Here is a 12,469-nt window from a genome sequence, read left to right as displayed (position 1 = left end):
ATGAGTCCCGCCCTGCGCAGGCATGTAATCGTGTCAGGCTGTTCCGGGGGCGGGAAGTCGACGCTGCTCGCGGCGCTCGGCCGCGCCGGTTACCGCGTTGTCACCGAGCCGGGCAGGCGGATTGTCGAAGCCGAGATGCAGGGCACAGGCGCGGCGCTGCCGTGGATCGACCTCGAGGCCTTTGCCCGACGTGCGGTCGAGATGGCGCTGCGAGACAGGGCGGGTGTGCAGGATGACGGGTCTTGGGTGTTCTTCGACCGCGGCCTGATCGACGCGGCGGTGGCCTTGGAGCACGCCGCGGGGATTTCCCTGAGCGACAGCCTCGCAGGTGCCGCCCCGTTTCATCGGACTGTCTTCATGGCTCCGCCCTGGCCTGAACTTTACCGGAACGACGCGGCGCGCCAACACGGCTTCGATGCAGCCGTCGACGAATACCATCGGCTGTGCGCGGCTTATGACCGGCTCAATTATCGCCTGGTTCACCTGCCCAAAACCAGCGTGCGTGAACGGGCAGCCTTCGTTCTGGACACTCTCGGCTGAGCTGCAGCGACGCGCGCCTAATGTGCCGACACAGCGGCGACCCGCCCGGCGCCTGGGGCAGGGGTGCGCCCCGATATCTCGAGCACCAGTTTGCGGCGCACGGTTCGGGCAAAGCTGTCGCGTCCTTCGGCCGTCACCATGAAGGCCCCGGGCCCGCCGATGATCCGCTCGGCATATTCGTCTTCGAGATTGGCCCCGGCGCGACGTCCGTCTTCGGGGCGCAGGATGGGCAGCGCATTGATCACGATCCCCGCAGCCAGTACTTCGGCCCGTGCTGCCGCGATCGCCGGGCCGGACGAATTTCGGATGCTGTCGCCGGAAAAGTCGATCACGGCGCGGGGCGCGATGATGTCGTTGGTCTCGATCAGGCGCTTGGCCTCCAGAAGCGCACCACCGATGGCGTTGCTGCCATAGGCCTGACGTGGCGGGCCAGCCAAGGCGTCCGCAAAAGCCCGCGCCGAGCTTTCGCCGTCGATGACCGTCCACGGGACGACCACGGCGGTGTTGGTTGCCCACTCGACATAGGTGACGGCGACATTTCCGTAGAGCGAGTCCTGAATGGCCTGCAACACGTCGGGGTCGGTGATCGCGCTTGCGTAGCCCTGTCGCTGAAACGAGAGTTCCATGTCGTCGATCGAGCCCGACGCGTCCGCAAGCAGAACCAGTTCAAGACCGACCTCCTGCCGCGTTTCGGCGAGGGCTGGACCGGCGAGGAAGATTGCGCAAATGAAAGTGAGAACCCGCATGGAACGAGTTTTCGCTCAGTGGCGCAACATGACAAGCCGGACGCGATCAATTCCGCGTGTGTGGCCGGCAATCGGGGTCACTTGACGAAAAACCACGCGGTTCCGGCTGGACCGTTCAGGTCGTATCCTTGCGCGCCAGGGGCAGGATCGTGCCTTCGATCAACTGCATCAGGTCGCCGAAATAACCGGCGCTGCGGGCAGGCTGTGTTGAATCCGATGTGATTGCGACGGTCAATCCCAAGCCGGGAACCACGCAAATGATCTGTCCGCCATACCCGCGCGCAAGGGCGTATGCGTCGCCCTCGGATTGCCCCAGAAACCAGCCGTATCCGTACCGTAGTCCGGACCAAGGTGAGCGCGTGACCGGCTCGAAGGACCGGGAGACCCAGGACTCGCTGAGGACGCGTGTATCGGCCCACATGCCTTTGCGCCGATACATTTCTCCGAAATGTATCATCGCCGGAAGGCTCAGCGACATTTCGTTTCCGCCAAGATAGCGCCCTTGCGGATCGCGGGTCCATGGCGGGATTCTGATGCCCAGCGGCGCCCCCAGCCGGTCTCGGGCCTGGTCCAGCAGGCTTTGGCCGGACACTTCGGACAGAATTGCCCCGAGTACGTGAAAGGAGCCCGTCGAATACAACATGCGCGCTCCGGGATCCGTCTCGAACGGGCGCGAGAGCGCATTGGCAACCCAGTTTCCGCTGCTGACCCAGCCGCCGTAATTCGGCCCTGACGTCCGCTCCAGCCCTGCCTGCATCGTCACGAGGTTTTCGATCGTGATGTCCTGAACGCGTGGGTCGGCGTCATCAGGAATGAGGCCAGGAGCCAGTTCGCCAATCGTGGCGTCGACGGAGGAAATTTCGCCACGGTCGATTGCTGCGCCCGTCAAGGCGGCAACCACGGTTTTCGAGACCGACTTGATCGGCGCCGGAGTTTCCATGTCAGGACCATGGAATACCTCGCCGAAAACCTCCGCGCCGTGCTGGTGGATCAGGACTGCATGAAGCTGGTCGAGCGCCTGGCCTGCGTCGGCCACGGTGCGCCACGAAGCGGGTCGAGAGTGAGCCGGAGACCCGACAAACGCGGCAGAAATCGCAAGAAAATGGCGGCGGTCAAGGCAGGGCATGGAACCTCGTTCAATCCGGTCAGGCAACAGATATCACGCAACCCGCCCATGGCCACAGAAGGAGGACAAGAAAGAGCTTCCCCACACGCGAACGTGTTGTCGCCGGGGCGCGCAATTGCAGAAAGAAGCGACAACGATTTCAGGCAGTGCGGTACCCGAACCTATTCGTATTTCTTGGTACGCAACGGCTTGCTGTCGGGAAGCGAGATATTGGCCACCTGTTCCGCAATGGGATCGTTGGACAGCGGATGGCAATGTGCCTCGTAATCGGCCGGGTCCCGCATTTCCTTCCATGTCCCGCCCGAATAGACCTCGAGCCCCGAAAACGCGGCCTTGTAGCCCATTTTGGCGCTGCCCGGCACCCAGTACCCCAGGTAGACATAGGGCAGCCCCGCTTCGCGCGCGATCTCGATGTGGTCGAGGATGATGTAGGTTCCAAGGCTGTTACGTTGACGATCCGGGTCGTAGAACGAGTAGACCATGCTGATGCCGTCGTCGAACACGTCCGTCAGGCAGACCGCGACCAGATCGCCGCTTTCTCGGTCCGCATATTCGACGACGCGCGTCCGGATCGGCGTCTCTTCGATCATCGCTGCAAATTCGAACGTGTCCATGTCGGCCATGCCACCATTGGCGTGCCGATCCTCGAGGTACTTGCGGAAGAGCTCGTATTGTTCCTCTGTGGCCCAGGGCGATGTCGCGCGACGGTCCAGATGGTCGTTGCGTTTCAGCGTCCGTCGTTGGCTGCGCGAGGCGGAGAAATTCTCGACATTGACCCGGGCCGATAGGCACGCGGCGCAATCGGCACAGGACGGACGGTAAAGCACGTTCTGCGACCGGCGAAACCCCTGCTTGGAAAGAGTGTCGTTCAGACGTTGCGCACCGTCGCCCTGAAGCGCAGTGAACAACTTACGCTCCATCCTGCCTTCAAGGTAGGGGCAGGGCTGAGGCGCCGTCACATAGAATTGGGGCGCGATGGGGAGAGTGTGACGCATGACAGGCTTTGCAACTTCCAAAGGTGACGATAACAATGATGCATCGCTGCGCCAAGAGGTCAAATCCGGCTATGAGCGAGCCGGTGTCAACTGGTCGCGCGACGGTTCACGGCCACGGTTGCGAGAACGTGATCGGTAAGGCCTTGGCCCCTTGGTCCGACCATCATCAATAGGATCGAGGTCAGCTGCACAAGCGGGACGGCGCAGGAAAACGTGAAGCCGAGCGAGTGCAGGAACGCCGTGGCTGCATCGAGACGTTGGCCCGATGCGCTGCGGAACTCTATGGCCATCAGCCGCATCCCCCAAGTTGCCGATCCTTTGGCGATGGTCGCGGTCCGGTAGATCAACCCGACGGACAGGAACAGCATGGGCAGGAAAAAGAGGCCCGTAAAAGCCGTGAAGGGCAGGATCAGAACACAGATCACGGTCACAAGCACGCTATCCACCACCCAAGCCAGGAACCGCTTGAGCGGCACGTCGGCGTAAAAGTCGGGTTGCGTGTCGGGGTCGGGAGTATGCCAGGTGGTTTCGGTCATGGTGTGCATATAGGCCTGTACCCCGCGCCTTGAAAGGTGCGGCGCGGGGATCGAGGCGTGTCCGGGGTCAAGCGTTGCGTGCTGCTTCGCGATCTTCGTCCTCATGGTCCTCGTCAGAGCCTGCCTTGCGAGCGCGTTCCTCCATGAACTGGTCGAACTCTGCCTTGTCGCGGGCGGCGCGCAACCGATCGAGAAACGCCTCGAAGTTCTGTTGCTCCTCTTCGAGGCGGCGGAGCGTTGCATCGCGGTAGGCGTCGAAGGCGGAATTGCCGGATGACCCCCGCAAAGCTCGTGACGATTGGCGATGCGTCACGCGACCCGAGGGGCATGAGAACTTGTTGGCCCAGATCATGTAGCCAAGCAGTACGAGGCCCAGCGGCCAGAAGACAACGATCGACGCCACGAGGGCGGCGATCCATGCGACCTTGCCTTTTTCGTCGAGCCACGTTTCGGCCCTTGCGAACACGCCGGGAATGCCACCGGAGCGCGGAGTATAGGTCTGCGTATTCATCCTTGGTTCCTTTTCTGAACGTTGGTTTCGGCTGGATGTGAATTCCATTTACATCTCCCAGATGGGAAGCCGCGGCCGCTGTGACAAGGGGTGATGTTAATAATTTTCACATTTGCATCGGTGGCACGCATTGACCGGCCATCTCGAGGGTGTATCACTTGTTGCATGAGCTTTTCCGCCCGCATGTCCCGTTGTCCGCGACCCCACGACCCTGAACCCGGGCAGGAGGCCCGACAGGCCATGCCGGGGCTCTCTGAGGATTTGGGTGCCCTGGTTGAGGGGACGGCAGGGTGTAGCCCCTACTTGCATTCACTATGCCTGAAAGAGCGGGAGTGGTTGCCGGAGGTTTTCTCGGATCCAGAAGCGGCGTTCGAAGCATTGCTGAAGGATGTCGATGACATTCCCTTTGACGAGGCGCCGCCGCGTCTGCGGCGGCTCAAGGCGCGTGTGGCACTGCTGGTTGCAATGTGCGACCTGGGCGGTGTCTGGGACCTGGAAGAGGTGACGCATGCCTTGAGCCGCTTCGCGGACCGGGCGGTCAGGATAGCCTTGCAGGCTGCGCTGCTGCCCGAGCTTCGGCGCGGCAAGATCCCGGGCCAGGACGAGAGCATGCTGGAGGAAGCCGCCGGCATGGTGGTACTGGCGATGGGTAAAATGGGCGCATACGAACTGAATTACAGTTCCGACATCGACTTGATCTGCCTCTTCGACGAGACCCGTTTCGATGGCGACGCCTATCATGAAGCACGGACCGGCTTTGTGCGCGCAACGCGGCGGATGGCGGCCACGTTGAACGACCGCACCGCCAATGGCTACGTGTTCCGGACGGATCTGCGCCTGCGGCCGGACCCGAACGTGACGCCCGTCTGCATGGCGATGGGGGCGGCAGAAACCTATTACGAAAGCCTGGGCCGGACATGGGAACGCGCCGCCTATATCAAGGCCCGCGCCGCGGCAGGCGATCTGGACGCGGGGGCGCGTTTTCTGGATACCTTGCGCCCGTTCGTCTGGCGCAAGCACCTCGATTTCACAGCGATCGAGGACGCGCACAATATGCGCCTGCGCATCCGCGAGCATAAAGGATTGCACGGGCCGATACGTCTGGACGGTCACAACATGAAGCTCGGGCGCGGCGGCATTCGCGAGATCGAGTTCTTCACCCAGACCCGCCAGTTGATATCGGGCGGTAGAGACCCGGACTTGCGAGTGCGCGGCACGGTCGAGGGCCTGGCCAGACTTGCGGAAAAGAACTGGGTGCCCGGGGACGCGGCAGGCACGTTGACCGAAAACTATCGCTTTCACCGTGAAATCGAACATCGTCTGCAGATGCTGCGGGACGCGCAGACCCAGATACTGCCCGATCAGGCTGACGGATGGACGCGGCTGGCGAACTTCTGCGATCGTGACGAGAAGGAGTTTCGGGACGAACTGACCGAGCGCCTGCAGACCGTGCATGATCTGATCGAAGGATTCTTCGCGCCTGAAGGCACAAGCGAAAGACCCGCCAAGGTCGAGGGTCTCGATGAAGAAGTGATTGCACGATGGCGCAACTATCCGGCGCTGCGCAGTGAACGGGCCAATACGATATTCGATCGGTTGAAGCCGGATCTGCTGGAACGGCTCAGCCGCTCTTCCACGCCGCAAGATGCGCTTATTGCATTCGATGGATTCCTGGCGGGTCTGCCCGCAGGCGTGCAGGTTTTAGCCTTGTTCGAAGCCAATCCGCAGCTGATCGACCTGATGGTGGATATTGCAGGGATATCGCCTGCTCTGGCGTCGTATCTGTCGCGCCATGCCGGTGTTTTCGACGCGGTCATCGCCGGGGATTTTTTCGCCCCTTGGCCCGTTGAGCAGCATTTGCGCAGGGAATTGGCCGCGCGTCTGGATCGCGAAGAAGATTACGAGCGCAAGCTGGATGCGGCGCGTCGGTGGCAGAAGGAATGGCACTTTCGCACAGGCGTACATCTGTTGCGCGGCCTGATAGATGCCGACAAGGCAGGCGCGCAATATGCGGATCTGGCACAGGTGATCCTGGCAGAACTCTGGAAAGTCGTGTGCGCCCATTTCGCCGAAAAGCATGGGCCGCGGCCGGGGCGCGGTGCCGTCGTGCTCGGCATGGGCTCGCTCGGGGCAGGGAAGCTGAATGCCGCCTCGGACCTAGACCTGATCGTCATTTACGACGCGGAAGGCGTCGAGCGGTCGGAAGGTCGTCGCGCTCTGGCAACGAGACCTTATTACGCGCGGTTGACACAGGCCCTGATCACGGCCTTGACCGCCCCCATGTCCGAAGGGCGCCTTTACGAGGTCGACATGCGCCTGCGGCCCTCGGGCAACCAGGGGCCGGTGGCGACCAGTTGGACCTCTTTCCAGACCTATCAGCAGGAAGAGGCGTGGGTGTGGGAACATCTTGCCTTGACGCGGGCGCGGGCCGTCGCCGGTCCGGACGCTCTGGCCGGGGATGTCGAGGCGTTCCGCTGTTCCCTGCTGCAATCAAGGGATGACAAGCCCAAGGTGTTGTCCGAAGTGGCCGAGATGCGCGCGCGGATCGCCGCGGCCAAGAGTTCGGCCGGCGCATGGGACACCAAGCTGGGGTCTGGGCGCATGCAGGAAATAGAACTGGTGGCGCAGGCGGGATGCTTGCTGGCGGGCCAACCCGAGCGCTCGGTCGAGGCCGGGTTGACTGCCGGTGTCGCCGCCGGGTGGTTAAGTGACGCGGACGAGGCGGCATTGAAAGCGGCATATCGGCTTTGCTGGCAGGTGACGCAGGCCGCGCGCTTGCTGGGCGACAAGCCCATCGACGAAGAGTCGCTTGGTGCCGGGGCGAAATCTTTCATTCTGCGCCAGACGGGGCATGACAGCATGTCCGAACTGAGAGATGATCTGGACGCGAGGACACGCCAGGCTGGTCTGGTGATCGACGCCGCATTGAACAAAGGTTGCGAGAATGGCTGACGCTCTGGACCCCAAGGGCTTGATACGGGAAGCCTACCGTATCGAGGGCATAACACCGGGGGAATGCCGGTCGATTTTTCTGGATTGGGCGTTGTCGGTCGATGGCGAGGGAGATAACCGCGCGCGGCTGGAGCGATTGCTCGAACGCCACGGCGATGCAGGTCCGGATCATCCGATGACGTCTGTATTGCGAGAAGGACTTCAATCGTCGCAGACACCGAAACGGCGTGGAGGCGCGCGCGCTCGTGAGCGTTGAGTGACCGAGTGTCGCCGGGTCACACCTTCGTAAAGTGCTGAATTTGCCTAAAACCTGCCTCAATCCAATTGCATCTTGCCTCCGAGTTCCGCGCGACGACCGCGCCGAGGAGGAAGACAATGAAGACACGTCGAGCCATCTGCGCCCTGATCGTCGCCCTGACAGCGGCGGGCTGTTCCGCACCTGAAACAGCGACGCGCAACGCCCCGCTGGACACGACACCGGCAATCATCTCCGTGCCGTCCTACGATATCCAGGACATCCGTGTCAGCGTGCCCAAATCGCTGAAGGTGTCCGAGGCCAACCGCTATTACCCGGGCGGCGACATCGTGTGGCGAGAGGATCCAGCCGGCGACCGGCACGCCCAGGTCAAGGCAATCTTTGAAGATGCAATGCGGCAAGGCGTCGATGCGATGCGGCCAGGCAAGGTGCCCGCAATCCTGGACATCCAGGTGACACGCTTTCATGCGTTGACCGAAAAGGCGCGCTACACGGTGGGCGGCGTCCATTCGCTTCAGCTCCACATGCTGCTGCGCGACCCCGAAACCGGCCTGGCCTTCGGCGAACCGCAATTCGTGAAGGCCGATTTCAAGGCGCTTGGCGGACAGGCGGCGATCAAGGCAGAATCTAAAGGTCTGACGCAGAAATACAGAATCACGACACATCTGGCGTCGGTCATCCAGAGGCAGCTGGGCAGCCCGAACGGATACCAGGCGCCCAGTCTGGGCCTGATGGGCGCACTGAACCAACTGGGTGCTTCCCACACCAACTGAAACGGCTTAAGGGGGACGGCATGACGACGTCCTCCTTGCCCACGATCCGCTTGAAGCCAAAGACGCAGGCCCGTGCAATACGCCACGGGTTTCCTTGGGTTTACGACAACGAGCTGGTGACCGACCGCCGGACAAAGGCAATTGCGCCCGGCACCATCGCATTGCTCGAAGACTCAGACCGCGCGCCGGTGGCGACGGTCACCGTAAATCCCAGCTCGCGTATCATGGCGCGCGTGCTGGATCGCGACCCGAATGTGCAGATCGATCAGGCTTGGATAGAAAGCCGGCTGCAACGGGCCCATACGATGCGCGAAAGGATCTTCGATACACCGTACTACCGACTCGTTTACGCTGAGGCGGACGGGCTGCCCGGCGTGATCATCGACCGTTTTGGCGAGATTGCCGTGGTTCAGCCAAACGCCGCGTGGGCCGAGATTCTGCTGCCGCAGATCGTTGACAGTCTCGTTACGGTGACGGGCGTGAGCTGTGTGATCAAGAACGCTTCCGGGCGCGCGCGGATCCTGGAAGGGCTTGACGACAGTTCGGGCGCCTTGCTCGGGGATATGCCTGCCTCACCCCGCCCCGTTGTCATGAACAGCGCGACTTACATGGCGGATCTGACTGGCGGGCAAAAGACCGGGCTTTTCTACGATCAGCGTCCGAACCACGCTTTTGCCGCCACCCTCGCTGCCGAGAGCCGCGTCCTGGACGTCTTCAGCCATGTCGGGGGGTTCTCCCTTGCCTCCCTCGCGGCAGGTGCTGCAAGTGCACTGGCCGTCGACGGTTCGCAACCGACACTGGAGCTGGCGCAGGAAGGGGCAGGGCGCATGGGGGCGACCGACCGCTTTACCACGCGCAAGGGAGACGCCTTTGAGGTTATGAGCGCTTTGGCGGAGGAAGGAGAGACCTTCGATGTGGTCATCTGCGACCCTCCGGCTTTTGCCCCCAACAAGCAGGTTCTGGAAAAAGGTCTGCGCGCGTACGAACGTGTGGCCCGGCTGGCGGCCCCCCTTGTCGCGGAAGGCGGGTATCTTGGCCTTTGTTCCTGCTCACACGCGGCGACGCTGGACAAGTTCCGTGCCGCTTGCGTCAAGGGTATCGGCCGCGCTGGACGCGACGGGGCGCTGATCCATACAGGGTTTGCCGGGCCCGACCATCCGCTTCACCCGCAACTGGCCGAAAGCGGTTACCTGAAGGCGCTGTTCTTTCGGCTATGAAATGCGTTCTGGACACGTGCGTGATCTATCCCACGGTGATGCGCCAGATGCTCCTGGGCGTCGCCGCCGAGGGTATTTTCCAACCTCTCTGGTCTAAACGCATCATCGAAGAGTGGCAGAGATCGGTGGTGAAGCTTGGTTCGGAAGGCGTCGCGCAGGCGCGGACCGAGGCAGTGATGCTTGCGCAGCAATGGCCGGACGCAGAAGTCGAATGGCCTCCGTCGCTGGAAACGCGCCTTTGGTTGCCCGATCCCGCGGACGTGCATGTTCTGGCTGCGGCAATCGCGGGCTCTGCCGACCTGATACTGACGCTGAACGCCAAGGATTTTCCAAGGGGCGTCTTGGCCGAAGAGGGTGTGAGCCGGGCTGATCCGGACACTTTCCTGTTAGGGGTCTTCGAGGCGACGCCGGACCCGGTTCGCAGCGTGGGAAAGGCGGTTCTTGAGGAAGCGCGGCGTCTCTCCGGCGAGGATTGGGAGATACGTGCACTGCTCAAGAAGGCGCGTCTGCCGCGTCTGGGAAAGGCGCTGGGAAACGGCTGAGCACCTGTTTCTCGGAAATACGTGAAGTCGGACCGATGCGTCCGACATGGATCTACAGCCTGGATCGCGTTCATCTTTTGCCAGTGCGAAGAATGGCGGCGTGCTTCGGTTACCGAGGTTCTTTCGGAAGGCCCGACCAGCGATTTTCAAGTGTTTGAATGGCCGCAATGCGCTCGGCCGTTTTGGGATGGCTCATCAACCAGGCCGGCATAGCACCCGACCGAGATTGGGTCAGGGCCTCGAGCTTCTCGAAAAGAGAGATTTGCGGTGCGGTGCCGATCCCGGCCTTGGTCAGAAGCGCTGCCGCGTATTCGTCCGCTTCATACTCGTCCGAACGTGACAGGCGCGCGGCAAGCAACGAAGTCAGGCCATTGGCGATCCATACGCCGATCCACGGGATGAACCTGGAAAGCACCATGGCCAGCGCCGTCCGCAAGGCATTCTGACCCGAAAAGTCGATCATCCTGCGGCGGGAATGTCCGAGAGCGACATGACCCAACTCATGTGCAATCACGCTGGTCATTTCCTCGGCAGAGACCTCGCCCTTGAGGAACTTGCGATAAAAGCCCCGCGTGATGAAAATCCGCCCGTCCGGCGCGGCAAGGCCGTTTACAGGATCGATTTCGTAGATGTGAACCTTGATTTTCTCAAGGTCGAGCGCCTTGGCCAGACGCGAGAAAAGCGGCGTCAGCTTGGGATCGACAAGTTCGGTCGACCGGGCATCAAGCTCCCGCTTGGTGCGCCAGACCGAAAATCGGTACATCACTACGGCATAGAGGATCGCCAACAGGATGGGGGTAAACTTGATCATGGCGCATGATATGGGGTTTGACGCGTCGGGTAGCAAGCGAGGGTTTGCGGGAGAACAAGCAACCGTGGCCTGCCGTCAAAGCGAGCCACCGTTTCGCCTTCTGCATAGAGGATGTTCATCGTGACCACGCCTGAGTGGTGCAAGGTTCTGGAAGAGATAAACTGCACTCAGAGCCGGGGGTAGGGCGGATGGCTGAAGGGTTGCCTTGTCGGCCAGGCTGCCCCAGTTTCTGATCACGCAGACGGAAAGGATAGCCTATGCAAAAACTTGGTTTGCCCTTGGGTTTCGCGCTCGTAGGCGCCGTGGCCGCGCTGATAGGGTACGGCTTGTCGCTCCTGGTGGGATGGGACCTGGGAGCACCGGGCTGGTTGATCGTGGCGTCAGGCGCGGTCGGCGGGTTCATCGGCGGGGCGATCCGGAAAAAGCGCGGCGAACAATGATCTGCGCTCAGCCGGAGCAGCTGGCGCCGCCCAGGACGCAGAACTTGGCGCAATGCGGGTGGTTCAGGGCGACGTCTCTCTCGGCATCTTCCAGTGTGGTGCCAAGCTCGAACTCTTCGTCGTAGGGCAAGAGCGTGCACGCCAGTACCGCAGGTTGGTCGGCCCCCTTGCGCTTGACCACCATGCGCGACGACGCACACATCACGCTGTCCGGCGATTTCCCCAGTATCTCCCAGCACGCGGTGGTGATCTCTGGTACTTCGACGGTTTCGTCCATTTCCGGAAAAAGCACCGTCATTGCGGGATCGTATGCGTCGATGTCGAACCCGTTGGACGCGAAAAACGCCTGATACCCCGCGCGCGACTGCGCTTCGGTGTCGTCCCAGACGCTTCGGCCTGCCACGGCCATGCGGATACCCTGGTCGCGCAACCATGACATGCCAATCAAGGTACGCGCAAAACTGCCGCTTCCGCGTTCTTGGTCATGCAGAGCTTCGGAATGATGATCGACTGAAATCCGCAATGTCAGCAGCGCGCCGAATTCCGCGTTCAGGGCGCGCAGTCCATTTTGCATCTTCGGACGCATCATGGGGCGCATCGCATTCGTCAGGATAAGGACCTTGAAACCGCGAGTCAGGCAGGCCCGCGCCATTTCGATCATTTGGGGGTTCATGAAAGGCTCGCCGCCGGTGAAGCCTATCTCCGTCACCGGCCAGTCGCGCTCGGCCAGTTGGTCGAGATACTCTTCGACCTCGGCCGTGGTGATGTAGACAAGACGGTCGTTTTCAGGTGAGCTTTCGATGTAGCAGTTGGCGCAAGTGATGTTGCAAAGCGTGCCGGTATTGAACCAAAGCGTCTGGGGTCGTTTCAGCGCCACACGCGCGCGCGCCTGTCCGTCGGCGGTAAAGTCCGGGTCGATGAATTTCCCGCCATTGGCGCTTGGGACTGCTGTATCTTTCATCCGTCTATCACCCGAATTTCATTTACCTTTCTCGCATAACCTGTCGTTTCTTGCCTATAAAGT

General features: G+C 61.7%; 14 protein-coding genes. 7 read left to right on the top strand and 7 right to left on the bottom strand.

Translation table 11 applies throughout. From position 1 onward, the window contains the following. On the top strand, positions 1–540 hold the full coding sequence (locus tag KUV49_RS13280) for an AAA family ATPase (protein ID WP_222450362.1): 540 nt from the start codon (positions 1–3) through the stop codon (positions 538–540). 17 nt (positions 541–557) lie between these two features. Here the strand turns inward: KUV49_RS13280 and KUV49_RS13275 are convergent, their stop codons facing one another. The 5 genes from KUV49_RS13275 to KUV49_RS13255 form a co-directional block, all read right to left on the bottom strand. Next, positions 558–1,286, bottom strand: a complete 729-nt coding sequence (locus KUV49_RS13275; protein ID WP_222450361.1) for a DUF1194 domain-containing protein — start codon at positions 1,284–1,286, stop codon at positions 558–560. Between the two features lie 115 nt (positions 1,287–1,401). Further along, positions 1,402–2,412, bottom strand: a complete 1,011-nt coding sequence (locus KUV49_RS13270) for a serine hydrolase domain-containing protein (protein ID WP_222450360.1) — start codon at positions 2,410–2,412, stop codon at positions 1,402–1,404. Positions 2,413–2,573: 161 nt separating this feature from the next. Beyond that, positions 2,574–3,407, bottom strand: a complete 834-nt coding sequence (locus tag KUV49_RS13265) for an arginyltransferase (RefSeq protein ID WP_222450359.1) — start codon at positions 3,405–3,407, stop codon at positions 2,574–2,576. An 86-nt stretch (positions 3,408–3,493) separates the two neighbouring features. Continuing rightward, on the bottom strand, positions 3,494–3,943 hold the full coding sequence (locus KUV49_RS13260) for an RDD family protein (protein ID WP_222450358.1): 450 nt from the start codon (positions 3,941–3,943) through the stop codon (positions 3,494–3,496). A 67-nt stretch (positions 3,944–4,010) separates the two neighbouring features. Continuing rightward, positions 4,011–4,454: a DUF2852 domain-containing protein gene (locus KUV49_RS13255; protein WP_222450357.1), complete on the bottom strand. Its 444-nt coding sequence runs from the start codon at positions 4,452–4,454 to the stop codon at positions 4,011–4,013. A 165-nt stretch (positions 4,455–4,619) separates the two neighbouring features. Here KUV49_RS13255 and KUV49_RS13250 point away from each other — a divergent pair, with 165 nt between their 5' ends. The 5 genes from KUV49_RS13250 to KUV49_RS13230 all read left to right on the top strand — a co-directional run bounded on the left by KUV49_RS13250 (position 4,620) and on the right by KUV49_RS13230 (position 10,194). Beyond that, the gene (locus KUV49_RS13250; protein WP_222450356.1) at positions 4,620–7,406 is read left to right on the top strand and encodes a glutamine-synthetase adenylyltransferase; all 2,787 of its coding nucleotides are present in this window, start codon (positions 4,620–4,622) and stop codon (positions 7,404–7,406) included. After that, positions 7,399–7,662 carry a hypothetical protein gene (locus tag KUV49_RS13245; RefSeq protein WP_222450355.1) on the top strand — a complete coding sequence of 88 codons (264 nt, stop codon included), beginning with the start codon at positions 7,399–7,401 and terminating at the stop codon, positions 7,660–7,662. Before KUV49_RS13250 ends, KUV49_RS13245 begins: the two co-directional genes overlap by 8 nt. Positions 7,663–7,781: 119 nt before the next feature. After that, a complete protein-coding gene (locus KUV49_RS13240; RefSeq protein ID WP_222450354.1) occupies positions 7,782–8,435 on the top strand; it encodes a DUF6778 family protein in 654 nt (217 codons plus the stop codon). A 20-nt stretch (positions 8,436–8,455) separates the two neighbouring features. Then, positions 8,456–9,652, top strand: a complete 1,197-nt coding sequence (locus tag KUV49_RS13235; RefSeq protein ID WP_222450353.1) for an RSP_2647 family RNA methyltransferase — start codon at positions 8,456–8,458, stop codon at positions 9,650–9,652. Beyond that, positions 9,649–10,194 carry an RSP_2648 family PIN domain-containing protein gene (locus KUV49_RS13230; protein WP_222450352.1) on the top strand — a complete coding sequence of 182 codons (546 nt, stop codon included), beginning with the start codon at positions 9,649–9,651 and terminating at the stop codon, positions 10,192–10,194. Before KUV49_RS13235 ends, KUV49_RS13230 begins: the two co-directional genes overlap by 4 nt. A gap of 109 nt (positions 10,195–10,303) precedes the next feature. On the opposite strand, the gene KUV49_RS13225 is transcribed toward KUV49_RS13230, so the two are convergent. Beyond that, positions 10,304–11,005: a M48 family metallopeptidase gene (locus KUV49_RS13225; protein WP_222450351.1), complete on the bottom strand. Its 702-nt coding sequence runs from the start codon at positions 11,003–11,005 to the stop codon at positions 10,304–10,306. Positions 11,006–11,262: 257 nt separating this feature from the next. Here KUV49_RS13225 and KUV49_RS13220 point away from each other — a divergent pair, with 257 nt between their 5' ends. Beyond that, entirely contained in the window at positions 11,263–11,445 is a 183-nt protein-coding gene (locus tag KUV49_RS13220; protein ID WP_152492566.1) for a hypothetical protein, read from the top strand. 7 nt (positions 11,446–11,452) lie between these two features. Here KUV49_RS13220 and KUV49_RS13215 read toward each other — a convergent pair whose 3' ends face one another. Then, on the bottom strand, positions 11,453–12,406 hold the full coding sequence (locus KUV49_RS13215; RefSeq protein ID WP_222450350.1) for a radical SAM protein: 954 nt from the start codon (positions 12,404–12,406) through the stop codon (positions 11,453–11,455). Positions 12,407–12,469: the final 63 nt, after the last annotated feature.

Source organism: Roseovarius atlanticus, from assembly GCF_019802205.1.
Classification (GTDB): Bacteria; Pseudomonadota; Alphaproteobacteria; order Rhodobacterales; family Rhodobacteraceae; genus Roseovarius; species Roseovarius atlanticus_A.
Note: the sequence above shows the minus strand (reverse complement) of the source record. Positions and strands in the feature narration are given on the sequence as shown.